Origin of the sequence: Paenibacillus dendritiformis (genome assembly GCF_015845845.1) — a bacterium.
Lineage (GTDB): Bacteria > Bacillota > Bacilli > Paenibacillales > Paenibacillaceae > Paenibacillus_B > Paenibacillus_B dendritiformis_C.
In genome coordinates, this window is the sequence record NZ_LDIG01000247.1 from 1 (window position 1) to 26724 (window position 26724).

General features: G+C 58.8%; 23 protein-coding genes, 1 pseudogene, 1 CRISPR repeat array and 1 riboswitch. Of the genes and pseudogenes, 5 read left to right on the forward strand and 19 right to left on the reverse strand.

Annotation, left to right across the window (positions count from 1 at the left end):
- From ABD76_RS24240 to cobD, 15 genes and pseudogenes are all read right to left on the reverse strand, one after another.
- Window positions 1–347: pseudogene (locus ABD76_RS24240) on the reverse strand (group II intron reverse transcriptase/maturase); the annotation flags it as partial.
- 583 nt (window positions 348–930) lie between these two features.
- Window positions 931–1446, reverse strand: a complete 516-nt coding sequence (locus ABD76_RS24245) for a DUF2179 domain-containing protein (RefSeq protein WP_006678106.1) — start codon at window positions 1444–1446, stop codon at window positions 931–933.
- A 384-nt stretch (window positions 1447–1830) separates the two neighbouring features.
- Entirely contained in the window at window positions 1831–2004 is a 174-nt protein-coding gene (locus ABD76_RS24250) for a hypothetical protein (protein ID WP_197259574.1), read from the reverse strand.
- Between the two features lie 184 nt (window positions 2005–2188).
- On the reverse strand, window positions 2189–2551 hold the full coding sequence (locus ABD76_RS24255; RefSeq protein WP_197259575.1) for an alpha/beta hydrolase: 363 nt from the start codon (window positions 2549–2551) through the stop codon (window positions 2189–2191).
- 678 nt (window positions 2552–3229) lie between these two features.
- Window positions 3230–4855, reverse strand: a complete 1626-nt coding sequence (locus ABD76_RS24260) for a cobyric acid synthase (protein WP_420901967.1) — start codon at window positions 4853–4855, stop codon at window positions 3230–3232.
- Entirely contained in the window at window positions 4852–5691 is an 840-nt protein-coding gene (gene cobS, locus ABD76_RS24265) for an adenosylcobinamide-GDP ribazoletransferase (RefSeq protein ID WP_197259577.1), read from the reverse strand. The genes ABD76_RS24260 and cobS overlap by 4 nt, the downstream gene beginning before the upstream one ends.
- Window positions 5688–6299 carry a bifunctional adenosylcobinamide kinase/adenosylcobinamide-phosphate guanylyltransferase gene (gene cobU / locus ABD76_RS24270; RefSeq protein ID WP_197259578.1) on the reverse strand — a complete coding sequence of 204 codons (612 nt, stop codon included), beginning with the start codon at window positions 6297–6299 and terminating at the stop codon, window positions 5688–5690. The genes cobS and cobU overlap by 4 nt, the downstream gene beginning before the upstream one ends.
- Window positions 6296–7375: a nicotinate-nucleotide--dimethylbenzimidazole phosphoribosyltransferase gene (gene cobT / locus ABD76_RS24275; protein WP_197259624.1), complete on the reverse strand. Its 1080-nt coding sequence runs from the start codon at window positions 7373–7375 to the stop codon at window positions 6296–6298. The genes cobU and cobT overlap by 4 nt, the downstream gene beginning before the upstream one ends.
- A 199-nt stretch (window positions 7376–7574) precedes the next feature.
- Window positions 7575–8513: an ABC transporter ATP-binding protein gene (locus ABD76_RS24280; RefSeq protein WP_242069780.1), complete on the reverse strand. Its 939-nt coding sequence runs from the start codon at window positions 8511–8513 to the stop codon at window positions 7575–7577.
- A complete protein-coding gene (locus tag ABD76_RS24285; RefSeq protein WP_197259579.1) occupies window positions 8510–9553 on the reverse strand; it encodes a FecCD family ABC transporter permease in 1044 nt (347 codons plus the stop codon). The genes ABD76_RS24280 and ABD76_RS24285 overlap by 4 nt, the downstream gene beginning before the upstream one ends.
- Before the next feature lie 20 nt (window positions 9554–9573).
- The gene (locus ABD76_RS24290) at window positions 9574–10569 is read right to left on the reverse strand and encodes an ABC transporter substrate-binding protein (RefSeq protein WP_197259580.1); all 996 of its coding nucleotides are present in this window, start codon (window positions 10567–10569) and stop codon (window positions 9574–9576) included.
- A gap of 327 nt (window positions 10570–10896) precedes the next feature.
- Window positions 10897–11118, reverse strand: a riboswitch (cobalamin riboswitch).
- A gap of 124 nt (window positions 11119–11242) precedes the next feature.
- The gene (locus ABD76_RS24295) at window positions 11243–12127 is read right to left on the reverse strand and encodes a histidine phosphatase family protein (protein WP_197259581.1); all 885 of its coding nucleotides are present in this window, start codon (window positions 12125–12127) and stop codon (window positions 11243–11245) included.
- Window positions 12128–12159: 32 nt separating this feature from the next.
- Window positions 12160–13122 carry an adenosylcobinamide-phosphate synthase CbiB gene (gene cbiB / locus ABD76_RS24300; protein WP_197259582.1) on the reverse strand — a complete coding sequence of 321 codons (963 nt, stop codon included), beginning with the start codon at window positions 13120–13122 and terminating at the stop codon, window positions 12160–12162.
- Between the two features lie 95 nt (window positions 13123–13217).
- The gene (locus tag ABD76_RS24305; RefSeq protein WP_197259583.1) at window positions 13218–13955 is read right to left on the reverse strand and encodes an adenosylcobinamide amidohydrolase; all 738 of its coding nucleotides are present in this window, start codon (window positions 13953–13955) and stop codon (window positions 13218–13220) included.
- 253 nt (window positions 13956–14208) lie between these two features.
- The gene (gene cobD / locus ABD76_RS24310) at window positions 14209–15306 is read right to left on the reverse strand and encodes a threonine-phosphate decarboxylase CobD (protein WP_197259625.1); all 1098 of its coding nucleotides are present in this window, start codon (window positions 15304–15306) and stop codon (window positions 14209–14211) included.
- Between the two features lie 343 nt (window positions 15307–15649).
- Here cobD and ABD76_RS24315 point away from each other — a divergent pair, with 343 nt between their 5' ends.
- Window positions 15650–16108, forward strand: a complete 459-nt coding sequence (locus ABD76_RS24315; RefSeq protein WP_197259584.1) for a phosphatase — start codon at window positions 15650–15652, stop codon at window positions 16106–16108.
- Between the two features lie 92 nt (window positions 16109–16200).
- Here ABD76_RS24315 and ABD76_RS24320 read toward each other — a convergent pair whose 3' ends face one another.
- Window positions 16201–16758: a nitroreductase family protein gene (locus ABD76_RS24320; protein WP_197259585.1), complete on the reverse strand. Its 558-nt coding sequence runs from the start codon at window positions 16756–16758 to the stop codon at window positions 16201–16203.
- 151 nt (window positions 16759–16909) lie between these two features.
- Between ABD76_RS24320 and ABD76_RS24325 the strand changes: the two genes are divergently transcribed.
- Window positions 16910–17914, forward strand: coding sequence for a lipoate--protein ligase (locus ABD76_RS24325; RefSeq protein WP_197259586.1), 1005 nt, complete (start codon window positions 16910–16912; stop codon window positions 17912–17914).
- Between the two features lie 90 nt (window positions 17915–18004).
- Here ABD76_RS24325 and ABD76_RS24330 read toward each other — a convergent pair whose 3' ends face one another.
- A complete protein-coding gene (locus ABD76_RS24330; protein WP_197259626.1) occupies window positions 18005–18862 on the reverse strand; it encodes a MurR/RpiR family transcriptional regulator in 858 nt (285 codons plus the stop codon).
- Between the two features lie 207 nt (window positions 18863–19069).
- Here ABD76_RS24330 and ABD76_RS24335 point away from each other — a divergent pair, with 207 nt between their 5' ends.
- The gene (locus ABD76_RS24335; RefSeq protein ID WP_197259587.1) at window positions 19070–19984 is read left to right on the forward strand and encodes an EamA family transporter; all 915 of its coding nucleotides are present in this window, start codon (window positions 19070–19072) and stop codon (window positions 19982–19984) included.
- 58 nt (window positions 19985–20042) lie between these two features.
- Complete coding sequence (locus tag ABD76_RS24340; RefSeq protein WP_197259588.1) at window positions 20043–20879, forward strand: Cof-type HAD-IIB family hydrolase; 837 nt, start codon at window positions 20043–20045, stop codon at window positions 20877–20879.
- 46 nt (window positions 20880–20925) lie between these two features.
- On the opposite strand, the gene ABD76_RS24345 is transcribed toward ABD76_RS24340, so the two are convergent.
- A complete protein-coding gene (locus tag ABD76_RS24345) occupies window positions 20926–21816 on the reverse strand; it encodes an MBL fold metallo-hydrolase (protein ID WP_197259589.1) in 891 nt (296 codons plus the stop codon).
- A 233-nt stretch (window positions 21817–22049) separates the two neighbouring features.
- On the opposite strand from ABD76_RS24345, the gene ABD76_RS24350 reads away from it, so the two are divergent.
- A complete protein-coding gene (locus ABD76_RS24350) occupies window positions 22050–22790 on the forward strand; it encodes a glycerophosphodiester phosphodiesterase (protein WP_197259590.1) in 741 nt (246 codons plus the stop codon).
- 476 nt (window positions 22791–23266) lie between these two features.
- Window positions 23267–24829: direct repeats of the CRISPR family, unit length 32 nt; unit sequence ATTTCAATCCACGCATCCGCGTAGGATGCGAC.
- A 740-nt stretch (window positions 24830–25569) separates the two neighbouring features.
- On the opposite strand, the gene ABD76_RS24355 is transcribed toward ABD76_RS24350, so the two are convergent.
- Window positions 25570–26718, reverse strand: coding sequence for a sulfate ABC transporter substrate-binding protein (locus ABD76_RS24355; protein ID WP_197259591.1), 1149 nt, complete (start codon window positions 26716–26718; stop codon window positions 25570–25572).
- Window positions 26719–26724: the final 6 nt, after the last annotated feature.

Here is a 26724-nt window from a genome sequence, read left to right on the forward strand (position 1 = left end):
TCATGGCCTCGTCTGCGCGGACGAAACCCATAGCTATGTTCGGAAAATGCAGGGTCAAACACCGGTGTCAATACTTGCGTTATTGCTTGTTGAATGAATCGGTCTGTCACGGTTGGTATGCCTAATAGCCGAACTCCCCCGTTCGGTTTCGGGATTTCGACCCGACGGACTGGACTTGGCTCATAGGTTCCCTCTTTCAAGCGGTGACGGATTTCTTGCCAGTTTTGCAGGATGTGGGCTCGTAACTCTTTTACGGCCATTCCGTCTACGCCGTGGCTTCCTTTGTTCTCCTCCACACGTTTCAGTGCAGTTAGCAAGTTTTCCCGTGACAACAGCAACTCCATCATTCGTGACATACTCCTCGCGTGAATTGTTCTTCTGTTCATGCCGCTGTAAGCTCAGCCCTTCTGGATACCCTTGCGTATTCACCGCTACTTCCCCAGATAGGTCTCCGAGAATAAAAACAGGAGATTGTCTGCCTTCATTGCTTACATTCGAAATCCAAGTTGTTCAATTCCTATAACATGTTCAGTCCTTCCGACCGTTGACGTCACAACCGTCGTACTATGACCTCTGCTGACTTCTGTATGTTCAGTCTGCCTTCACAGGCAGATTTACAGAGTTACTCTGCGTTCATACAGATCTCCCCAGGTAAGAGCGCTATCTTCCTCTCCATCTATCTGCTTCATTTACTTTCGCATGCCTTCGGCAGTAAGGACTTTGGTTTGTTTGGCAACCTCATCCAACATGCGCTAGCCTTATATGAAGTTCGTGTTCCTCAGACCGGAGATTTGCCGCCGACTTCCTTCAGATTCGACCTCACGGTCGACACCCTTGTCTTAAGCTACGGCTACTACTGCCTTCACCGTTCGGGACTTGAACCCTAGAGATAGCGCCCATGCTGGGCGCACCAAAAAAAGGCCTCGCGCCCTAGCGGCGCGTGACCTTGGTCCAAAATCCTCCGTGAAGCTGTGTCGGCTCGGAGGTAACGATAAATGCCTTCGGTTCGATTTCCAAAATCGATTGTTGGAGCATGCCGCGGTTCTTCCGCTTCGCCAGCACCTCAAGCATGAGCCGATGGCCATCCCGGCCGCTGCCGATCCAGGAGGTGACGCCGAAGCCATGATCCCGGAGATAATTCGGCAGCGGGCTGTCCGGATTGTTGACGATGACCTTGAATACGACATAGCCAAGCGCAATTTTGTCCTCGATCCAGGAGCCGACCAGCACCCCGATGCCGTACCCGACGGCGTACACGATCAGGCTGACCGGTTCGTCCAAATATTTGAGCACCATATTCAGGCCGAGCACATAGATGATAATCTCGACCGTACTGATCGAGGCGGCCAAATACCGCTGTCCCTTCAAGGTCAGGATCATGCGCAGCGTGAAAAAAGAGACATAGACGATTTGTATCGTGAAAATGGCGATGAGAATCGTAAACATGGCGTATTCCTTTCCTTCCGCCGATGCAAGCGCAACGCGATTAATATAAATCTTTACCCTTCTTCTCCCTTCCGGAAACGCGACAAAAAAAGAAGGACCCCGGCCTCAAGCCAGACTCCCTTGATTGTAATCTCTTTACAGCCGCAACACAAGCGGCTTCAGGGCGGACGGCCCTTGCCAATTCAAGGCTTCAAGGCAACTGAATTCCAGTGCTCCGGCCGCCGGAAGCATCCATCTCCTTCGCCTGCCGTCCTTCCCATCGCTTGCCCCATCCTTCCAAGCGCCTTGTCCGTCCTTCCCGGCATTCCCGTCTTCCGTTCCGGCACGCCTGTCCTCCGTTCCCGCACGCTGGCATCCCGTACCTGCTATCCGTCGCACTCCGCTTCAACGGACCTGACTTCTTCCCAGCCTGCGTTCCATCCATCCGGAAATGATCGGGACAGCCCATTCGACATGCTCGATCATAACCATATGGCCCGCGTTGGCAACGACCGCCATATCCTTCTCCGTGGTGGCCAGATTGCAAAAGACCTCCTTCGTATACTCGAGCGGCAGCATGCCATCCTTGTCCCCCGTAATCACGAGCGTAGGCAGGGCGAAGTCTGTGACATGCCGTTCACGGGCAAAGGAATCATTCTCTCGGGCTCATGCCTGTATTTGCTTAATATGGAGTCAATGCGCCGCTTGTCTATCGTCGCGGGCAGATTCCGAATATCCCATGCATTGTGCAAAATAAGGCCCTTCAGTCTTGGCTCGCGGCGTAATAAGCAACCGACGCGCCGAAGCTCGTGCCGAACAGGTATACGTCCGGCCCATAGTTGCGTATCGCGGCGTCCACGACATCAAGCGCATCCTCCAGAAGTTCCTCATACGTGTGCAGCCCCCGGCCTCCCATGCTCTTGCCATGCCCGCGAAGGTCGACCGCGACAACTCGCAGTCCTTCCCTCCTCAACCGGCTCATCAGGTCCGCATAGAAGCCGGCATGCCAGCCGATGCCATGGACCAGCACTATCGTCGCCCTGGCGTCTTCGCCGCCCGCCACGGTCAAATGGAGATCCGGCGCTCCTTCGCGCACGAGCCATTCGGTCTTTAATCTATCGTTCATTTCTCCCGCTCCCTATGTAATCTCACCCGCTGCATGCGCGGCGAATCGCGGTCTTTGATGGCTTCCTTTTCATAAAAAGCGTTACGGTGCCATTCTATTAGTTTATAATGATAATCATTATCAAACATGCTGTCAAACGGGACTTTGGTTGGAAACATGCTAGAGGAAGATGATTAGGAAGATGATTAGGAAGATGCTTAGAAACGAAACATGCTTAGAAATGTGATTAGAAACGTGCTCAGGAACATTCATGGGAACAGGGGATAAGGAACGGTCTTTCTCCCTTACGGCCACTCTCCCATCGGGTCAGAACCCGGGAGGCCTATTATATTGAGAATGCACAGTACATCGGGAAGCGCGAGATATCGGGAAGCACGATACATCAGGAGGCGCGAGACATCAGGAAGCATGAGACATCAGGAAGCACGATACATCAGGAGGCATGAGACATCAGGAGGCACTATGCATCGGGGGGAGCACAATGCGTCTTTGGGTACAAGCACTTTTGAGCAGGACAGATTCTGAGTAAAAGGGAGAGTCCTTCGAAGAGGCTAAGCCCCCCACGCAAGCCCTTTGCAGCGGACGCCGAAAGCCCGGCACCTGCAGCGCAAGCGCCGGACTGTCCGCTATCCGCTGACCATCAAGCGGGGAGACGGCATAGCTGCCCCCCTCTCAATGTCAGGACTGCGGTTCCGCAATCCGCAGTATACGATAGATCCGCTCCATGTCCAAGTGGCTGCGAGCCCGATCCGCCAAGCGGTCAAAGGCAGCCTCCCGCTGGGCGGCAAAGTTTAATTCGACGGGCAGAGGCGCAAGCCCCTTCGCCTCGCGGAGCCTGTTCAACCAGCCCCTGCGGAAGGCGTCATTATGGAACAAGCCATGCAAATAGGTGCCCATGATGCGTCCATTCGGATGCAGCAGGCCGTCCTGCCCGGCGGGAGCGGCATCCGCCTCGTCCGCGGCCCGGAGCTCCAGCAGCGGTTCGGCCGCGATATCCGCCGCCGTCGGCAGGGAACGGCCCATATGAATCTCGTAGCCTTCCATAGGGCAAGCCTCGAGCGGCGTCCCGCGCAGTCCGGAGGCGATGACCGTTCCCCGCACGCGCTCCGTCCGCTTGCCGGCGGCGAACACCGTCTCCATCGGGAGCAGCCCCAGGCCGTCCATGACCGCCCCCGACTCGGCCTCCGCTCCATACGGATCGCGCAGATGCACGCCCAACATTTGATAGCCTCCGCAAATGCCCGTCACGGCCCCTTCCTTCGCATATGTCACCAACGCGTCGGCCAGCCCGTTCTCCCGCATCCATTGAAGATCGGCCATCGTGCTCTTCGTCCCCGGAATAATGATGGCATCCGGCGCGCCGAGCTCTTCCGGCCGGCGAATATAGCGGATGCGCACATCAGGCTCCGCGGCCAGCGGATCGATGTCCGTAAAGTTGGAAATGCGCGGCAAGCCCACGACCGCAATATCCAGGTCGTTCTCGGGGAGCGCCTTCCCCTTCCATTGCTCCAACGCGACCGAATCCTCCGCTTCAATATCCAGATCGTCGGCATAAGGCAGCACCCCGATCACCGGAATGCCCGTGCGCTCTTCGAGCCAGTCGAGTCCAGGTTGGAGCAGCGTGACGTCACCGCGGAATTTGTTAATGATGAATCCTTGAACCCGCTCCCGTTCATGCGGCTCGAGCAGCTCCAGGGTGCCGACGATCGAAGCGAACACGCCGCCGCGGTCGATGTCCGCCACGAGCAGGACGGGAGCCTCCGCCCAGGCAGCCATATTCATATTGACGATATCATTCTGCTTCAGATTGATTTCGGCCGGGCTGCCCGCCCCCTCCATGACGACGATATCGTAGGCGGCGCGCAGCCGGTTCACCGCCTCCACCACGGTCCGCTTCGCTTCGGGCAGGAAGCCGGACCGGTAATCGCGGGCGCTCAGGTTCTTATACGGCTTGCCGTGCACGACGACCTGCGAATGCATGTCCTTCGTCGGCTTGAGCAGCACCGGATTCATATCCGTCGTCGCCGCGATGCCGCAAGCTTCCGCCTGTACGCCCTGCGCGCGCCCGATCTCCTTGCCGTCCGGCGTCACATATGAATTGAGCGCCATATTTTGCGACTTGAACGGGGCTACCCGGTACCCGTCCTGCTTGAATATCCGGCATAGCGCCGTCGTCACGACGCTCTTGCCCACATCGGAGGCGGTTCCTTGCAGCATGATCGTCCGCCCCCGCGGCCGTCCCTCCGTCTCCTTCGCCTGTTCCGCGCCTTGTCCGGCGCCGGATTTCTCGCTCATATCCTTCATCCTTTCCCGGTTGCCGCCAGGAGAAGCAGCAGCAAGCCGACGGCCTCCGTCCATTCGTTAATCGCGCCGTACGTATCTCCGGTCAGGCCGCCCAGCTTGCGCGACAAATATTGCATCGGCAGGCAGGCCCCCGCCGTGCACAGCAGCGGCGCGGCGACGCTCATCGCGATGGCGGCGGCCGGGGACGAGAGTCCCAGTCCCGTGATTGCGTTCAGGCTCGATCCGGCTTCTGCCGTTCCCGATGCCGCGACGGCCAGGAGGGCAAGCGCGAAGCCCAGCAGATAGGCGATCGTGACATGCCCCGCCTTCACGCCAAGGAAATACCCGCCCAGCCCCTCTTCCGGGCGCGCCTGAGGCTTGCTCGCCAGCGCCAATACCATCGCGGCGCGCGACCAGATGAACGGAACGACAACCCAGCCGTTCCAGAAGCCCAGCTCCATCAGAGAGACGAGGAACGTCCATTTGAGGAGCAGGAGCAGAACGCATGCGATAACGCCCATCGCGCCGCTGCGGCTGTCCTTCATAATCTCCAGCATCCGTTCGCGGGAACGCGAGCTGAGCACGCCGTCGGCCGTGTCCATCCAGCCGTCCATATGCAGCCCGCCCTGCAGCGCAACGGCCAGGGTAAGCGTCAGCGCGGCCGCCGGAAACACGGGAAGCAGATGCAGCAATCCCCAGCCGGCCGCCCAGACCAGCCCGCCGATGCAGAAGCCCGCCAGCGGAAAGAAGAAGGTGCTTCGCTTCAGCACCTCGTTCGTGAACGGCACCGAGAACGGGACAGGGATCCGGGTCATAAATTGCATCGCCGCAACGAATCCTTGCCATGTCTTCTTCATAGCCGCACCTCCCGGCTCTTCAGCTCGATCGGAATGCCTGCGGTCACGAGATACACTTCATCCGCCTTCCCGGCGATGCGCTGGTTCAAGCGGCCGGCTGCGTCACGGAACATCCGGCCCAGCTTGTAGACGGGAACGATGCTGTCCCCGACCTCGTTCGTCACCATCACCAGCGTGCCGCGGAAGCGGCCGGCTTCCTCCGCCAGCCGTTCGATGCGCGCCTCCAGATAGCGCTCAGCTTCAGGCCCCTCTCCCCATTGCCGCTCCGCCTGAAGCAGTTCGTTCGACAGCCAGAGCGTCAGGCAGTCGATAAGCACGGCCGGCCCTTCATGGGCGGCCTCTGCGTCAGCGCTGGTGCGAGCGAGCCATTCCGGCAGCCGGAGCGGCTCGTTTACCGTCTTCCAGCCATAGCCCGATTGCTCGCGGTCCGACTGGTGACGGCGAATGCGGTCGCGCATCTCGTCATCATGGGCTTCCGCGGTCGCGACATAGATGCCTCCATCCGGGATGCGCTTCATGAACAGCCGCTCCGCGAAGCCGCTTTTGCCGCTGCGCGCGCCGCCCGTTACGAGGACAAGCTTATTTCCTTCGGCAGCCGTACCCGTCATGCTTGTCCCTCGCTATCGTCCGTGTCTTTGTTGGATACGCCCGCTTGGGCGAAGGTGGCCATCTCTTGCATGATGCGCAGCGAAGCGTCGATAACCGGGAACATCAGAGCGCCGCCCGTTCCTTCGCCGAGACGCATATTCAAGTGCAAGCCCGGCTTCAGGCCAAGCTCGGCCAGCAAGGCGGCATGACCGCGCTCTTCGGAGAGATGCGAAGCGATCAGATAAGGCTGCGCCGCCGGAGCGAGCCGCACCGCCGCCAGCGCCGCCGCGCTGGAGATGAAGCCGTCGACGACGACCGGGAGGCGATGGGCCGCCGCGCCGAGAATGACGCCGGCCAGTCCGGCGATCTCGAGTCCGCCGACCTTCGCGAGCACATCCAGCGCATCGTTGCGATCCGGCTGGTTCACTTCAAGCGCCTGGCGCACCACGTTGCATTTGTGGGTCCATTGCGCATCGCCGATGCCGGTTCCCCGGCCTACGGCCTCCTCCGGCGCCAATCCGGTCAAGGCGCACAAAATGGCCGCGCTCGGCGTCGTGTTGCCGATGCCCATTTCCCCTGTAGAGAACATGCGAATTCCAGCCTGGACGCACTCGTTCACCGTATCGACGCCGGCCAGAATCGCCGCCACTGCCTCTTCCCGGGTCATCGCCGGACCTTGGGCCATGTTCCCGGTGCCGCGGCGCACCTTGCGCGATTGGAGCTGCGGGTGGCTCAAATCGGCGTTGACGCCGACATCGACGCAGATGACCTCGGCTCCGGCCTGACGCGCCAGCACATTGACAGCCGCGCCTCCGGCAAGAAAGTTCATGACCATCTGCGGGGTCACTTCGGCCGGGAAGGCGCTGATCCCTTCCGCGCAGACGCCATGATCGCCCGCCATCACGATAATCGCCTTTTGCTTGAATTCCGGCGTAACCGTCCCCGTAATGCCGGCCAGTTGAACCGCAAGCTCCTCCAGCAGCCCGAGGCTGCCCGGAGGCTTCGTCAGTTGATTTTGATGCGCGGCAGCCGCCTCCATCGCCGTCTTGTCCAGAGCAGGGATCCGCCCGATTACTTCGCTAAGCCGTTTATTCATCGCATTCATCTCATTCATCTCCGTTTTCCCATTGTGGTTGCTAGTTGTCACTGCCATCGATGTTCATCCCAATTACAGAAATGATTCTTTTCCTGCGTGTTCGTCTGTCAATCTTCCGCCATGCCGTGGAATCCGCTCGAATTGCCGTCCAAGGCTTCCCTTGTTACCGGCTGTCGCCGCCTTCATGCTCTCGTCTCCCTCATGGTCTTGCCGCCTCATCGCCCTCTGTCCCGGCCTCCACTTCCTTCTGCGCCTGTTTTATCCTTGTCTCCTCTTCCGCCTCCGTATGGGCCGGGCACATTAGCAGCTGCGGACGCCCGTTCCCCGGATGCGGCACGATGGCGGTGCGGGTATCGAAGTAGCGCGCGATGACATCCGGCGACATCAGCTCTTCCGGAGCGCCGTCGGCAGCGATGCGCCCCTCATGCACGACGACGAGCCGATCGCAATACAGCGCCGCCAGGTTCAGATCATGCAGCACCGAGACCACCGTCAGGCCGCAGTCCTGCTGCCAGTCGCGGACGACATCCATGAACTGCACCTGATAACGGATGTCCAGATAGGTCGTCGGCTCGTCCAGCAGCACAATAGACGGCGATTGCGCCATCAGCTTCGCCAGAGCGACCCGCTGGCGCTGGCCGCCGCTGAGCCGGTCGATCGGCCGCTCCTCCAGTTCCGTCAACTGCAGCCGTTCCATTATCGAATCGATATAAGGTCCGCTGTCCTCCGCCTCCGAGCCGAACCAGGACTGGTACGGGAAGCGGCCCATCTCGACGACCTCGCGAACCGAGTACCCGATCGGCGGAAGCGACTCCTGGAGCAGGACCGCCATCGTTTGCGACAGCGCTTTGCGCGAGTAGGAGCGAAGGGAGCGCCCCATAAGCTCAATCCGCCCGCCGGCAGGAGAATCGGCGCCGGACAGCAGCGACAGCAGCGTCGACTTGCCGCTGCCGTTCGGGCCGATGATGCCGACCCATTCTCCGGCGCGGACGGTCAAGGAGACGTCATTCAGCACCGAGCGGCTGCCGTAGCTTTTGCTGATATGATCGGCCTGAAGAATCGGCTCTCCCGGGCGGTTCTGCCCGGACGATGCCCCCGGCTTCGCCGTGATTTCCCGATGCGCGTCTCCCGTCTTCATGACCATCTCCTCCGTTTCGACCGTTTATTTCGGATCAGCAGATACGCGAAGAACGGCGCCCCGATGAAGGCGGTCACCACCCCGAGCGGTATTTCGGTCGGTGCCAGCGCCGTCCGCGCGATCGTATCCGCCCACATGACATAAATCGCTCCGCCCGCAGCCGAGAACGGCACGATCAAGCGATAGTCCGGGCCGACCAGCAGCCGAATCATGTGCGGGACGACGAGCCCGACGAAGCCGATAACCCCCGATACGGAGACGGCGGCCGCCGTAATGAACGTCGAGACGAGCAGAACGACCCACTTCGTGCGCTCGACATTAAGCCCGAGATGAGACGCCTGCCGCTCTCCGAGGGCCAGCAGATTGAGCGGGCGGGCATAGGCGATCAGGGCGATAAGCCCGAGCGCCATATAGGGCGCCAGCACGGCCGAATAAGACCAGCCCCGCAGCGCCAGGCTTCCCATGACCCAATACAAAATCTCGTTGATCGTCTGCTTCGACATCGCGACGAGGAAGGAGACGATCGAGCCGAGGAACGCCTGCGTGACGACCCCGGCCAGAATCAGCGTCTCGATGGGGATTTTGCCGTCTTCCCTGGCCAGGCGCATGACGGCCAACAGCGTCAGCGTGCCGGTCACGAAGGCGACGATCGGAATCGTCCACTGTCCGAGCAGCGCATACTGCAGACCGAAGTAGATCAGGAGCGCGGCGCCGACGGAGGCTCCGGAAGACACGCCCAGCGTGTACGGATCCGCCAGCGGGTTGCGCAGCACGCCCTGGAAGCCCGTCCCCGCCAGTCCCAGCGACGCGCCGACGAGCATCGCGAGCACGACGCGCGGGAAGCGGACCTTGAGCATAATGGTCGCGGATGCCTCGTCCCAGGTGACGGGAATGAGCGATTCCAGCCCGGGGACATGATGCAGCAATATTTTCGCAATCTCGCCCATCGGCATCTTCACCGATCCGACGGACAGGCAGCCTACAATAGATAAAAGGAGCAGCGCCAACATCGCTACTCCAAAGCCCAACCCTTTTTTCATCGATATGTCCATCCCATCATCTATTTGAACAAGTCAGGATAGATCGCCTTCGCCACATCCTGCAGCGCTTCGGCCACGCGCGGGCCCGGGCGGCTCAGCTTGTTGTTGTCCAGTCCGAACAGCTGATTATCCTTGATCGCGGTGATCGCGTCCCAGCCGCTGCGTCCGCGGATAATGTCTTCCAGCGTCTTGTTCGTCTCGCTGTCGACGAGATCCTTCGCGAACAGAATGACGTCCGGATTCGCCTTGATGATGTTCTCCTCATTAATCTGATTCCATCCGGTCATGTCCGCCGCCGCAATATTGACGCCGCCCGCCAGCTCGATCAGCTCGTTCATGAATTCGCCGCTGCCGACGGTCCAGCCCGGCGAGAATTCAATATAGACCTTCTTCTTCTCGGTAACGCCCTTAACCGCTTCCGCTACGTCCTCGCGCACCTTTTTCATCTGATCGGTAATCTCTTTGGCTTCCTTCTGATGATCGGTAATAAGACCATACAGCTCGATATTACTGATTACGTCATCATAAGTTTTCGGCTCGACCTTGAAAATTTCAATGCCCAGTTCGCGGAATTTGTTGACGGCTTCTTCCTTCATCGAAATGCCGGTAAATACGACATCCGGCTTCGCCGCAATGATCGCTTCCTCATTCGGTTTCGTGATGCCGCCCATTTTCGGCTTCTGGGACGCTTCTGCCGGATAATCGTCATAATCGGATACGCCGACGATGTTGTCGCCAAGGCCAAGGGCAAATAGCGACTCCGTCTCGGCCGGCGATACGGAAATGATCCGTTCCGGCGCCTTGTCGAACGTGAATTCATGCCCGGTCGCATCCTTCACCGTCAACGGATAGGTCGTCTTCCCGGCTTCGGAAGCTGCATTGCCGTTCTCCTGCTGCTGCGCCGTCTCAGGAGCCTTGTCCGCCTCTTTTGCCGGTGCAGCTCCGCAAGCAGCCAAGCTCAAAGCCAGCATGGCCGCTGCCGCGACCGCTATCGTCTTGTTCCACCATTTGCTCATCATTTGTTCTCCCTCACTTAGCTGAATATGCATGCCTCATTCATTGCGGAAGCGTTGCGAATGCCGTTCCCTCCCGCGGAAGGGCCGGCTCCAAGTCATCTCCGGCACGGCTTTCTGCCTGGCCGGTTCTTCCATCCGCTTGAAGGCGGGATTGTCAAAGAGCGCACAAACGCAAAACCCCCGATCCTGGGATCGGGGGAACGCAGTCTCCTGGATGGGATCTTCCACTCTGATCTGCCTGGCGATCTCACGCTGTTAAACAGCATGTCCGCTCGGCAGCAACGGGAAGTCCGTTCCAATGACGCCGCTCCTCTCCGCGAAGGAAATAACTCGTCCTCCTATCGGGCAGGTCTCCTGACTTAGGAGCATCTTGCCGAGCTCGCCTTCCCATCGGCGGATTCGCTTGCATCCGCGGAGACAGTGGCATTGTGAGCGCAGCACTCCATTTACAGTGGCGGGACCGTGCCGGATTCGCACCGGCTTCCCTATTATCCTTGGGCACAAGCTCAATGCTCGTGCGGCGCAAGGACCCGATAGATTGTTATTCGCTTGTCTTCCATCTAGCTTGACTATTGATTATAGGGGAATTGCCCTGTCCATGCAATAACATTCCTCACATACCGCAGGACATCTCCTACCACAGGGCATCTGTCTGTTCCGCCGCTCGTGCCCCTCAAGGCAGCCGCTCCGCCCGCAGGAACCTCCAGCGGCGGGGAGACTTTGCAGCCGTAATCAAGATCCCCGCCCCGATCGGGACGGCCGCTTCCCAGAACGTCTTCTTCGGGAAGGCGAGCGTGTACAGCCTGCGCACCATGCCTCCATGCGTAACGACGAGCACATCGGGCCGCGCCTCATACGCGTTGCCTACCTGGCGCGGACGTTTCCGGCGCAGCCGGGCCGTTCTGCCCCGCCCGCCGCTCTGATCGGACGCGTCCCTGTCCGGTTCGCGCTCCCGCCGATGGCGATTCCCGCGGATGCCTTGACCCGGCGTCACGGCCGTCTGTCTGCCGGCCTTCTGCAGAATCTCCCACCAGACATGCGCCGTCCGCGTGCTGAAGGTCTGCCATGGCTCGCCGCGCGGGGGCTGGACAGAGGTCATATCGTCCAGCCAGCGGCGGTAGGACGGATCCTCCTTCAGATCGTTGTACGTCAAGCCTTCCCACATCCCAAAATCGTATTCGCGCAGCCTTGTGTCGACATGAGCCCGTTGCGCATCGCGCGGACGAAGCTGAGCCAGCGTCTCCCGGCAGCGGCGCATATCGCTCGTATACAGGAGCGGCGCCGGATGGGCCACCGCCCTGCGCATCGGCCGCAGCACCTCTTCCGCTTCCGGGAGCAGCGGACTGTCCGTATAGCTGATATACCGCCGCTCCACATTCGCCTGCGTCAGCGAATGTCTGACGAGCGCGAACCGCACGATGACGCTGGAAGCGCCCGCGCGGCGGCGGATATGCCGGGTGCCGCAGCGCGGAGGCTTGGGCCGGGCTTGTCGTCTAGCTCCTGCTTGACGCCGCTTGCGGCGAACGGGGGGAGCTTTGTATGTGCGCTTTTGTTTCATTTCATCCCATTACTCCTTCATTCGCCTTTCGTCTACAGGAGCCATCCGCCGCACGCCCAGAGGACGCTTGCGGCCAGGATGGCGAAGAGCAGCGTGCTTCGGGTCAGCAGCCTGCACACTGCCGCAATATGTTCCCCTCCCGTCACGACGACGGGATCGCCCATATAGGCGCGGAAGGAACATACGCCTTTGTAACAATTCAATCCGCCAAGGCGGATGCCGAGCGCCCCGGCGGTGGCCGCTTCCGGCCAGCCGCTGTTCGGGCTCGGATGCTTCGGCGCGTCGCGCAGCGCCGTCTTCCATGCCCGCTTCGCGTCATAGCCGAACAGGGCGCAGATTACGATCAACAGCGCGGTCAAGCGCGCCGGTATCCAATTCGCCAGATCGTCAAGCCGCGCGGAGGCGTAGCCGAGATTGGCGTATTTCTCATTTTTATAGCCGACCATGGAATCCAGCGTATTGATAGCCCGATAGGCCATAGCCAGCGGCGCGCCGCCGATGGCCGCGTAGAGGAGCGGCGAGATGACGGCATCCATAATATTTTCGGCCACCGTCTCGACGGCGGCGCGGGTAATTTCGGGTTCATCGAGCGTCTCGGTGTCCCTTCCCACGATCATGCCGACCTCGCGCCGCGCCCCGGCCAGATCCCCTGCCGACAGCCGGGCATGGACGGCCATGCCGGCTTCGCGAAGCCCTTTCGTGGCGATGGTCGTACCGATCAGAAGCGCCTCCGCCGCCGCGCCCAGCCAGATGTTGACAGCATAGAGCACGGCGAGCACCGCCCACGTCAAGCCAAATGCCCCGCCCGCCATCACCAGCGGCAGCAGAAAGCCCAGCGGCTTGAGCGCCGCTTCGGACGGAGCCGCCCTTCGGAGAAGGCGTTCCAGGGCCGAGATCGCTTTCCCCATGCCGATGACCGGATGAGGAAGCCACCTCGGATCCCCAACAATCCGGTCCCATACATATGCTGCGATGATTATTAATGCCGCGATCATGATTGCTCACCAGACTCCTCTTGCCTGCAGCCCGCTCCTCCACTGCCGCTGCGGCCGCGTTCCCCGGCTGCCTGGCAGTGGCGCGCCTGCTTCTCTTATTCGAACAGCGGCCCGTCGTCTTCCCGCTGCGTGCGCACCGACTCCGCCACGGTGCCGTACACCAGCCGCCCCAAGGCGGCGCCCAGCGTCGTCGCCGTGCCCGCATAACGATGAACGGCCTCGTAGCGCCCGCTGTCGATGATCGCGATCGCCACCGCATCGGTTGTCGTCCCCGTCGCGACGCGGCCCGTCTCCCGGTCGATCACCCTCAGATCGTCCAGCGCGGCGCATTTGGCTTCCGTTGCGGTAATGACCGAATTCCATACCGCCGCTTCGTCGAGCCTGCCGTCCAGCACGATGATCGAATTGATCGTGCCCGGCTTCAATGGCTCATAAGCGGAGTACACCTGCCGCGGCAGACCGGCGCGGGCGGCGTTGCCCGTTCCGGCCGTCGTCACGCAGAGCATGGAGAAGCCGTCGCCCTCCTCTTCCATGACGGACGCATGGGTCACCTTCGCCGCCGTCATCAGGCCGACCGTCGTGTCCGGAGCATACCCTTGCTGCAGGCATATCTCCTTCATATAAGCAACCGGATCGGAGCAGTCGAAGCCCGACCGAACCATCCGGTTCATAATGCGCGATGCCAGCGCGGAGCCCCCGTTCCATACCGCGCTGCTCCATACCGGAGCACGATGCGTCAGCTCCACGGTCATCGTCTCGCTCCTCCAGCTTACCGTCACGCCGGGCATGACTTCCGATGCATAGCTGCGAATGCCTTCACGGCAAGGCTGCATCACGCTTCCCCCTTGCTTGTCCGATCCGCCTGCGCGCTGTCCTCACAGCTACCGTTCCAAAAAGGGGCTGATTCCTGTCCCCTGCCCGGTTTTGAGGAACCGGCTGTTTGAACAAGAACACGCGCTGGCAGAGCGGGCTTCACCTTAAAATCTATCGAGCCGAAAGCCGGACGGCCTTGCCTCTCGTTCCTGCTGTCCCCGCAATGGGCAAAGCCAACGGATGGAAGCCTCTGCCCATTGCAGGATCCACATCTTATAAATGTAACACAGCTTGCAGGGCCTCGACTAGACGTTTATTTGCCTGACGGTCCTTCACCGCGACGCGGAAATGTCCGGCCCCAAGCCCTGCATACCCGTCACAATTGCGGATGAGGACGCCCCGTCGTCCAAGTTCTTCCTGCAAGCCCCGGGCGCTCCAAGGCGCCGCGGCCTCCCCCAGCAGGAAGTTCGCCTGGCTCGTCCACAGCCGCAGGCCAAGCGCGGTCAATTGCCCGCTCAGCCATTCCCGCTCGCCGGCAATCAGGCTTCGGGTCCGTTCCGCGTAGTCGTCCGCCGCTTCGTCAAGGAGCAGCGCCTCGCCGGCCGCCAGCGCCAGCCCGTTCACGCTCCACGTGACCTGCTTCGAAGCAAGCGAGCGGATCGTATCCGGATGGCCCGCCGCATACCCGAGGCGAAGGCCCGGAATGGCATAAAATTTCGTCAGCGACCGGATGACAAGCACGTTCCGGCTGTCCGCCGCGAACCGCAGCAGACTCGACTCTTCCTCGTCCGGGAGAAAATCGATGAACGCCTCGTCCACAATCAACAGCGTTCCGTTCCGCTCCGCCAGCCTTCCCGCTTCCTCCAGCATTCGGCGCTCATACACGGCGCCGGTCGGATTGTTCGGCTGGCCGAGGAAGACCATATCGGCATCCGCAATCAGCCGCTCCAGCTCCGGCCACTCCGCCCGGTAATCCCGGGAAGCCTGTCCGATGACGCGCACGACGTCCGCACCGAATTGCCTTGACAGCGCCTCGTATTCCGAGAAGCAGGGCGCCACCACGCCGACCGTGCGCGGCGCGTGCGCCAAAATCGCCAGAGCCATGCACTCGGCAGCGCCGTTGCCGATCAATAGCTGTTCGCAGCCTACCTGAAGGCGGCGGGACAGCGCCTCCTTCATCCGCCGGTGCCCCGGATCGGGATAATGAATAATGCCGGCCAGCTCCTCCCTGAGCCGCGCCATGACGGACGGCGGCGGTCCAAGAGGATTGATGTTCGCGCTGAAATCCACGAACTCGCCGCTCGTTCGCCCGAAAGCCTCCGCTGCCGTCCATACGTCCCCGCCATGTCCAAACCGTTCAATTGTGACCATAAGCCCCTCCTTGAAGACGGACAGACGGTCGCGTACAATATCTCTATAGCGGTCGTTCCAATGGAACTCCGCCATCGTCAATCGGTCCGGTCTGCCCTGTTCTGCCGTACGCTCCGCACTCCCCGGTCCAGCCTGAAGGCAGGCGGAGGAAGCAGGACGCGCATGATTTCTCATGGTACATTATGCGTAACGCAGACCCATTCGTCAAACGGTTTTTCCTTTTCTACGAAATGCCGAAAAACATTGGCACATCGCACACTGTAACGCTGCTGTTAAATGCTGTATAATCACATTGCAGACCGGTATTGGCGCAATGCTATGTCAAGCTCAAGGAGGTTCAATTATGTCGGTGCATCACAAAACATCATGGGCATCCCTGGGCGCCGCCATTATCGTCACTACCTATTACGCGGTGATACTGTTTCGCCTCAAAGGCGACATCGGTTTGTACAGCACAGAGATGATGGCGCTGGCCCGCAACGTATTCGGCGTCGCCGCCGTCGTGCAGGCCGTTATGTACTTCGTGAACTTCATGTCCAAAGACGAGCCCGAAGACAAGGAATTGTCACGTCTGATCTCGCTGCAGGCGAACCAGATGGGATTGGTCTTTCTCGTGCTCTCGGTTGCCTGCTGCGCGGCTTATCTGATTTATGTGTCCGATACAAGCACTCTGCTGCTGTCCCCGCTCGTCAGCGCTCATTTGCTGGTCAGCGTGCTGCTGGCCGCCTGGATCATCAAGTATACGGTCGAGTTGTTGCTGTACTACCGGTATCAGAAAGCGGACTCCTCAGACCTTCCCTAATTTTGAAAACGATTACTTCGGTTCCTGACATTGACAGCATGAAGCAAGCGCAGCGGCCCTGGGCCCTGCGCTTGTCAGTGATAAGTATGATTTTAAGATAGCTCGGTGAAGCGTTCCGACGCGTCCGTACGCGGGCGGGCCGGCGGAATCTCATCGAAATGCCCCATGCGCAGCACACCGACGATCTTCTCGCCCGGCTGCACCCCAGCCATTTCACGGAACTTGCGATTATAAATATAGTCCCCGGTGTGCCACAGCATTCCGAGCCCGCGTTCCCACGCCAGCAGTTGGAAGTTCTGAATCAGGGCGCTTACGGCCGCCAGATCCTCTTCCCAAATGTTCGGCCGCGGATCCTCAGGCATGACGACGATAAGGTAAGCGGGCACGGCCAGATTCGTCTGGATGAACTTCTCCTTTTTCTCTTCGTCCCAGCCTCTCATCTTCGTTCCTTCGACCAGATCCATCACGCAGCGCACGAGCCGGTTCTTCGCCTCTCCTGCCGCATAAATGAACCGCCACGGCTCGCGAAGCCCGTGATTGGGAGCCCAGACGGCATCGTTCAGCAGGGACAGCACCAGTTCCTTGTCGACAGGCCGATCCGAGAAGCGATGAATGCTCCGGCGTTCCCGAATTGTATTTGCAATTGACATGGTTTATCCTCCTTGAATGACTTTTTCCTCTTAATCTCTTTCTATGCATCCGATACTCCCATTATATTTGATAACGATTATCAATATCAAATGCAAGTTGTGTTTTGTTCCAAATTGATTACAATTAACAGAAGAAGGAGGCGGACGAGCCATGAAGTTTATCGACAATCAAGGCATCACCGACCCTCGCGTCAACCTGGCGATCGAGGAATTTGTTCTGAAGCATTTGCCGCTGGAAGAAGACAGCTATTTGTTATTCTATATCAACGAGCCTTCCATCATTATCGGGAAAAATCAAAATACGATCGAAGAAATCAACAACGATTACGTCAAAGCGAACAACATCCACGTTGTGCGCCGCCTGTCGGGCGGAGGCGCCGTGTATCACGATACAGGCAATTTGAATTTCAGCTTCATCACGAAGGATGACGGGCAATCATTTCACAATTTCCGCAAATTTACGCAGCCGGTCATCGATACGCTCCGCTCCCTCGGCGTCAATGCCGACTTGACCGGACGCAATGACATCCAGGTCGGAGAGCAGAAAATATCCGGCAATGCCCAATTCTCCACGCGCGGGCGCATGTTCAGCCACGGCACGCTGCTGTTCAAGTCCGAGATGGAGCATGTCGCATCGGCGCTCAAGGTCAAGCCGATCAAAATCGAATCCAAAGGAACGAAATCGATTCGTTCCCGCGTCGCCAACATTTCCGAGTTTCTCGCCGAGCCGATGAGCATCGGGGAGTTCAAGAACGCGATCCTGCGCCATATTTTCGGGATGGAACCGGATCAGGTGCCGCAGTACAAGCTGACGGAGCAGGATTGGGAGACGATTCACCGCATCTCGCGGGAACGTTATCAGAACTGGGATTGGAATTATGGCTCATCGCCGAAGTTCAATGTGGAGCACTCGAAGAAGTTCCCGGCCGGAATCGTCGACGTGCGCATGGATGTCGAGGACGGATTGATTCAGCGCATGAAAATATACGGCGACTTCTTCGGAGTCGGCGAAGTCAGCGATATCGAGGCGCGCTTGCAGGGCGTCCGCTATGAAGAGCAGGCGATTCGCGAAGCGCTTGCCGGCATGGATATCAACCACTATCTCGGCAATATCAGCGCGGAAGACTTCATCGGACTCGTCATGCTGAACGAATAGATCGCACAGGCCCGGACTGTCTTGAACGACAAGATAGCCCGGGCCTGTCTATGTTTTGAGCCCGCGCATCGGCGCCAGGCCGTCATTCAATCAGTATAATTTGTCCTGCACGGCCCGAGCCGTCTGATGGAGAGCGCGGTGCGCCCTCTCCTTCGCCTGCAGCCCCGCGGCGGCGGACAACATGTCAAGCACGTGAATTTGCGCGATTTTGGAGGAAAACGCCCCGCCCTGAAGCGGCGTCTCCTTCGCGTGGATCAGCAGAATCGAATCCGCGTATTTCGTGAGCGGCGATTTGGCGTGACTCGTGAGGCAGATGAAAAAAACGTTGTTCTCCTTCGCCAGGCGCACGGCATCGACCAGATCCTTCGTGCTGCCCGAGGTGGAGATGCCGAACACGACATCTTGCTCGGTCATCAGCGACGCGTTCATCGCCATCACATGAGGATCCGATATCGCCTCTCCCGCGAAGCCCAGCCGCATGAAGCGGTACTGCGCATCCATCGCGGTCATGGCGGATGAGCCGACGCCGAAGAAAAAGATCCGGTTGGAACGGATGATGGCTTCCACCGCTGCTTGCAGGTCCTTCATATTCAACAGGGACAGCGTTTGCTCCAGCGAAGCGACGTTCTCCAGCGTCATCTTCTGCGCCACGGCCGCCAGATCGTCCTCCTCGTCGATCTCGCTCTCTTCATGCTTGAGCGGCGTTACCAGATCTTTGGCCAGGGACAGCTTGAACTCCTGGTAGCTGGTATAGCCCAGATTGCGGCAAAACCGCAGCACCGACGTCTCGCCGGCATCCGACTTCTCGGCCAGATCCGTCACCGTCGCGTACAGGACCTCGTCCGGGCTTCTCAGCACGTAGTCCGCGATTTTCTTCTCCGTTTTCGTTAATGAAGGATATAAGCTCCGTATCAGGAGAAGCGTGTTCGTATGCTCGCCAGTGGTCATCATGGATTCACTTCCATTCCTCGTTCTCCCCTCATTATACCGAACCGGAAAATAAGCCGTCCACACCGATTCCCCGCAAGGTTCGTCTCCTTCCCGCCCCGCCATGCAGGGAACCGGATCGAAGCCAATGCGCTTCGTTCTTGCCAACTTGCCGCGCCTGCTGTAAAATTTGAAAATTCATGTGCACATCAAAGGAGCGTCGCTTCGGTGAAACATCGAAAATTCGCATCGGATTTATGCTTGTTGTTTGTCGCTTTCGTATGGGGAAGCACCTTCCTCGTGGTTCAGCATGCCGTATTCGTCCTGCCCCCGCTGGCCTTCAACGCCGTAAGATTCGCCGGGGCCGCGCTCCTGTTCGGCCTCGTCGCGCTGCTGGGCAGAAGGCGGCGCCGGAGCAACAGCCGCTCAGGCACGCGGGCGCTGCTTCTGCACGGCGCGCTGCTGGGCGTGTTCCTGTTCGGGGGCTACGCCTTCCAGACCATCGGCCTCGTATACACGACGACGACCAATGCCGGCTTCATTACCGGGCTGTCGGTTGTGCTCGTGCCCTTTATCAGCCTGTGGCTGGCCAAGCAGCGCCTGCAGCCCCCTACCTGGATCGCAGCCGCTCTGGCGCTGGCCGGGCTCTATTTTCTCGCCTTCAATGGCGGTGCGGTTCACTTGAATGAGGGAGACGGCTACGTGCTCCTGTGCTCGTTCTGCTTCGCCCTCCATATCGCCTTCACCGGGAAATATGCGGCCATCCATAATACCGTTCCGCTCGTCACGGTGCAGTTCGCGGTCGTCGCGCTGGCCGCCGCCGGCAGCTCCTTCCTGTTCGAGCCGCAGCTTACGGGAGCGGCGCTGCGGGAAGCGCTGGCGGAGCCGAAGGTCATCGTCGCCCTGCTGATCTCCATCTGCATCTCCACCGCCTTCGCGTACTGGGCGCAGACGTGGTGCCAGCAATACACCTCGGCCAGCAGAGTCGCCGTCATCTTCGCGATGGAGCCGGTTTTCGCGGCTATTACGGGCGTTACCTTCGCCGGAGAGACGCTCGGCCTGTGGGCGGTGATAGGCTGCCTGCTGATTTTGGCGGGAATGCTCGTCGCCGAATTGAAATGGGGGCGGCATGCGGTACAATAGAGGGAGAGATTCTTGCAGCAATTGACTATCATCGGAGCGCCGGTCTGACATCGAGAGAATGCCGGGCGGCTCGGAAAAAGGAGAGACATCGACATTGTACAAGCTTATTGCCATTGATATCGACGATACCCTCATTACGGACGACAAGGAGATTACGCCCGGCACGAAGCGCGCGCTGGAGCGGGCTGTCGCCGCAGGCGCTGCGGTCACGCTCGCCACGGGCCGCATGTATGCGTCCGCCCGCAACCTGGCCATGCAGACCGGATTGAACGTTCCGCTGATCACCTACCAGGGCTCCCTCGTGAAAAACGTGATGGACGGCCATATTTTGTACGAGCGGGCGGTGCCGAAGGAAGCGGCGATGCGCCTGCTCCGCTACTGCGACGAACGCGGCCTTCATCTTCAGCTCTATATCGACGATCATCTGTACGCCCGCCAGGAAAACGACAAGCTGATCGCTTATGCGCAGCTATCCGATATTCCATATACGATCGAACCGGATTTCGATCGGCTGCTCGCTTCCCCTTCCACTAAAATGCTCATCATCGACGAGCCGGCGACGCTGGACGCGGCCGCCGCCGAATTGAAAGAGCTGCTTGGGCCGGATGTCCATATTACGAAGTCCAAGCCTCACTTCCTGGAAATAACCCACCGGGAAGGAACCAAGGGCAGCGCCCTGCGCCATTTGGCGCAGCATGTCGGCTGCAGCCTGGAGGAGACGATAGCCATCGGCGATTCGTGGAACGATCATGACATGATCGAGACGGCCGGGCTCGGCGTCGCCATGGGCAATGCCGTCGACTCGCTCAAGGCCGTGGCCGATTACGTGACGCGCACCAACAACGAGGAAGGCGTGCGGCATGTCATCGAGAAATTCGTCCTGAACCAGGCATAAAGCCTGCCTTCCGCCGCCGGGCCCGTTCCCGGCGGCTTTTTTTGTTTTATTGCAGCGGAATGACCATCCCCGTGCGGGCCAGCGTTACCGAGGCCGGCAACTGGGGATAATTCTCCCGAAGGTCGACGCCGTGAGACAAATGAGTGAACACCGTCTTGCGCGGCTTCACCTCGCGAAGAATCTCCACCGCTTCCCGCATATCATAAACCGAGCGGGTCTCGTAAGGGGCCTCCTCATGAACGAAATTCGTCCCGAGAATCAGCAGATCCAGCCCCCGGAACCAGGCCAGTTCCTCCTCGCCTAGCCCGATCGCATCCGAGGCATAAAGCCAGCTCCGAACTTCCGGCTTGTTCTCCCTTGCGGGCCTTCCGCTTGTCCATGGATCGAAGCGATAGGCATACGAATAGCCATTCTTGCCGTGATTGACGCGAATGGGATGAATGCTCCAATCTTTCCAGCGCCACGGCCCTTCGATATATTGAAACTCTATATAGCGTTCCAGCCACGGATACATCGTCCGGATCGTCTCTCCGACCTCGGCAGGCATCGTCGCGCGCCCTTGCCGCTTCAACCAGCGGCAGGCATCCGCATAGGCCGTCAAGCCTGCGATATGATCCTGATGCGCATGCGTAATCAAAATATCATCCAGCCAGAACAGCCCCGCTCTCTCCATCTGCCCCGTCCAGTCGGGCCCGCAATCGACGAGCAGCCGTTCCTCGCCCCGTTCGAGAAGCACGGACGAACGGTAGCGCCGGTTCACGCCTTCCTTCCTCGCCTCCTCGCATACCGGACAAGCGCAATATACGCGCGGCACGCCCATCGAGTCGCCGGTTCCCCAGAACGCGACGGTCCAGTGTGTGCCGGATCTGTCGGAACTTGCGCCGGAACCCTCTTCGCCATGGAATAGTCCTGGAAGCCGCATCGATTGGTCTGTCATCTCTATTCCTCCTCTAGAACAGGCGATGCCTTTACAATATTCATATGGTTTTGTCAGCAATTCTCCATTGTTCTCCTGTTATGCTTCCAGTATAATCGGTTTCAAATCGATATGCATGGCACACAAGCGGCAGCCTGCAGATTTCCTTGCCGACGAATACACCGCCGACAGCTGGCCGCCTCGTTAACTCAAGGATGCTGTTACATATCGTCAACATCGAAGGAGGCCTACTCATGACTGTTCCCTTACAAACGAGCCCCGTGGAAATCGTCGCCCATCGCGGCTACGCCGCCCTTTTTCCCGAAAATACGATGATCGCGTTCCGGCGGGCGCTTGACATGGGCGCGGATGCGCTGGAGATCGACGTGCACCATTCGGCTGAGGGGATCCCGGTCGTCATTCATGACGACACGCTGGACCGGACGACAGATCGCTCGGGACCTGTCCGGAGCAAGACCGTGGCGGAGCTGCAGCAGGCGGACGCCGGCATCAAATTCCATCCGGATTACGCCGGAAGCGGCATCCCTCTCCTCGAAGAGGTGCTGGCGCTTCTGTCTGAGGGCCAAGCCGGCCTGCAGTTGGAATTGAAGGAGCGCATCAACGAGCAGGAAGCGGCAGGGCTGCTGCATTTGCTGGATACCTATAAATTAACGGAACGGACCATGATTATTTCATTCCACGTGGATAATTTGCGCTTGATTCGAAGCCTGCATCCCGATATCGAGGTAGGCTGGCTCTCCGATAAATTGGTCGATCTCGACCTGTTGACCGGACTCGGCCATGCGGCGCTGCTGCTGTATTATCACGCCGTCCTGAAACATCCTGACATCGTCGCCATCGCGCGGGAGAAAGGCTTCAGCCTCGCTGCGTGGACGATCCGCGACGAAGACGATGCCCGCAAGCTGTACGATCTGGGCGTGCGCCGCATCACGACCGACATTCCATTGAAAGGCGTCTTGCCCGCCTCGGAATAATCCGGGAGCGTGAGGTGAGCTTTTCTTGGTGGACCAACGCTTATCGTATCCCCCTTGGAGTAAAATCTGTCGCCTCGCTCAAGACACGATGCGCCGTCGTCTGGGCGGGGCTTTTTGCCTCTAGCTTTAACAACAATCCGCTCTGTGCTTGGACCATATTCCCCTCTTCTCTTCCTTATGAGCAATTTCCCTTCTCTTCCTTATGAGCAATCTCCCATCCGCTCAGAACGAGCACATTTCTGAACGCAGGGGAGAGTTCGCATAGGGAACAGCACATGGCAATGCACTCCTTATGGCATGCCCCCTGGCACGATGCGACAAAAATTGCGATACGCTCAGGCATATTGCGTTAATTGATTCCGCCGCCTCTCATTCCAACGAACAGCCAGCCATGCCCGGAATGGCAGCGCATCGTTCCCATTCCGCTTCATCGCATTTGGATGCGACCAAACATCCCGCCGTTCAAAATCATAGCAATTTAAATTCACGAATCCGCGTAGGATGCGACGAGCAGATGAGTTTTGAACTGCCGGAGCTGGACAGATTTCAATCCACGCATCCGCGTAGGATGCGACCCGATATCTCCAGTTACCATCGTGGATCCGCTTCAGATTTCAATCCACGCATCCGCGTAGGATGCGACACAATCTGGTTTGAGCTTCCGCACGATCGCCGTGATTTCAATCCACGCATCCGCGTAGGATGCGACGCTCGATTCATCGCGGCGGTCATCGGAGAAGACGATTTCAATCCACGCATCCGCGTAGGATGCGACATGTGGGGCACATTAGACAACTGCATGACAAGCGATTTCAATCCACGCATCCGCGTAGGATGCGACTTGCGCTGTCCTGCAATACTAAACGCTTGACACGGATTTCAATCCACGCATCCGCGTAGGATGCGACCTGGCTCAATCGAGAGTCATCCAGGAGCTTGAAGAATTTCAATCCACGCATCCGCGTAGGATGCGACGACAATCTCGGATTTTTCGAGCATGGGGTATTCATTTCAATCCACGCATCCGCGTAGGATGCGACCTTCAACTTCCCACATGTCGATGCATTCCGAGCGATTTCAATCCACGCATCCGCGTAGGATGCGACTTCGACCGGCCTTGGGGGTCGCACTGCACCGCAATATTTCAATCCACGCATCCGCGTAGGATGCGACTCCGATCCGCCTTCGCCGTCTTTCGCGGATTGGCCATTTCAATCCACGCATCCGCGTAGGATGCGACGGCGTCTCGATACGCAAGGATCGGCACGGGAACACATTTCAATCCACGCATCCGCGTAGGATGCGACAATATGGTATCCCGGCCATCGGCGGCCAAGCGCTCGATTTCAATCCACGCATCCGCGTAGGATGCGACTGACGATCCGTCCTCGCAAAACAACGAGGGAACATTTCAATCCACGCATCCGCGTAGGATGCGACGTGATCTCACGCAAGCGGACGCAGCCGCTGAGCTATTTCAATCCACGCATCCGCGTAGGATGCGACGCGAAAGCCTGGAGCGACTGGATTCATTCAAGGGATTTCAATCCACGCATCCGCGTAGGATGCGACTCTCTCCAATGCCGTGGTGTCTTGTCGCGGCGTGTATTTCAATCCACGCATCCGCGTAGGATGCGACACAACTTGGCGACGATGGACGCCTCGACGGAATTGATTTCAATCCACGCATCCGCGTAGGATGCGACCAGCCTTCGCGGATCGAACGTTGTCCGTATTGTCACATTTCAATCCACGCATCCGCGTAGGATGCGACTTAGAGCCGAGCTGCGGTTCCGGCGTCTTTCTCATTTCAATCCACGCATCCGCGTAGGATGCGACTCGCGCCAATCGCAGCTAGTGTCGGCGTCTCCATCATTTCAATCCACGCATCCGCGTAGGATGCGACAGGACTTGACGCTACCTCCCGGCTTGCAGATCGTAATTTCAATCCACGCATCCGCGTAGGATGCGACTTAACGTGTCAAGTGTTTTCTTCATCTTCTTTCGATTTCAATCCACGCATCCGCGTAGGATGCGACAGCGAAAAATAACATGAAACATAATAAAATAATCAGTTTATTACCATTATTTTAAATGAAATGATATATTTAACAAGAAACAATCTCGAAACAACTAACTTTTAATAACTAAACTGGATAAGTTTTCAATAAATTTGGTGCGAATCCCCCAGGGATTTTATGTGCACTTCACATTCGCACTTGCCACGGAATGAGATTTTTGGGCATCTCCCGGAATAAATATGATTTTGTCAATTGCATCTTTGTCTTGATCCTGAGTATATCATACTACAGGTGTTGGGCTAAATCCTTTACAGACGGCATCAAGCAAAAACCAATTCAAGGAGCGCTTCCACCTATCTATTCACGGGTTTCCGGATACCGTCTGTCCCGATGAATTTCTACCTATCGGCAAAACGACCGGGGCGACTTTCGTTTCTGGAGGAAGTGGACGGGGGCCTGAACGTATAAGTTTTGTTCGCGAACAGCGGATGCGGCAACGTCCGGACATCATCAACTGCTTTTCTGAGCCGAAGGGAGAATGCTCATAAGGCACCAGCAAGGTATATCTCCACCAACGCGCAACGACACAGGCACTTTCGTACCCGCATCGATACGACATAAGCAATAAGCACCTGCAGCCTCACCTTACTACCTGAAACACGATTCTCCCCACCCGTGACCCTCCCCCTCCGATGGTAAAAGAAAATGCGCAAGCATCACCGCCATGCGCAATTCATCCCCGTTCGCTTAACCGGGCGCTACTTTTCAGTTCCGGCCAGCACCTCGTACCAGATGCCCCGCTTGCTGTACAAGGTCTCGCGGACATGCCTCCAGCCGCCCATGTCTTCGATGCCGAACAATCCCGCCGGCTCGGGATAGCGGTCCGCCGTCTCCGCTCGCACGGTCGGAGCGACAGGACGGAACCCGGCCTCCGCCAACAGACGCTGGGCCTTCGGCTCCCGCAAGTAGTCCACGAACGCTTGGGCGAGGTCTGTCGTGCCATGCTTTTCCGCATAACGCTCGACGACGACGACAGGGTTGTCGATGTGAATCGTCCGCTCCGGCCGAACCAGCTCGTACGGTACGCCCGCCTGCATACGGGACAGAATTTCGTTCTCGTAGGTGACGATGACATCGCCTACGCCGTATTCGAAGGCGGCCATCGACGCCCGGCCGCTTTTGTCCATCGAGATGACATTCCGGTGAACGCTCATCAGCAGTTCCTTCGCCCGGCGCGGACCGTCCTCTCCCCGCTCCTTCGCCTCCAGAAGGCCCGCTCCGTAGATCGCGTTAATATCCCATTGGGCGCCGCCCGATGTCTTCGGATTCGGGTAGAGGACTTGAACGCCCGGCTTGGTCAGATCGCTCCAGTCGCGAATCCGATGCGGGTTCCCTTCCCGCGTTCCGAGCACGACGATGGAGCCGGTGACCATGCCTCCATAAGCGTCCCGCGCTTGCCAATCGGACGGCACAAGTCCGGCCTGTACGAGCTTATCGACATCGCCCTCCATCGAGAAGAGCGCGACATCCGCCTCCAGGCCGCCGGCAATCGATCGCGCTTGCGTCCCCGAGGCCTCGTAGGATTCCTGGAACACGACTTGCTGCCCGGTCTTCGCCTTCCAATCGGCCGCGAATTCAGGCAGTATCCGCTGCATCACGTCCTTCACGACGGAATAGGCGCCAATGACAAGCGTTACGCTATCTTGACCGGACGCCCCCGGCGAAGGAGAGACGGATGCCTCCCCGGAGGGGGACTGCCGAGGGACAGATACGGCCGTTGTTGTCTCGTCCTGCCTCCCCTCCTGCACAGAGGCATCCCGAACGCCTGGACTGCAGCCGAACAAGAGGATAAAGATGATAACTGTCGCAATAAAGCCGGATAGGCCGCGTGATTCGTCCCTGTCCATCTTGCC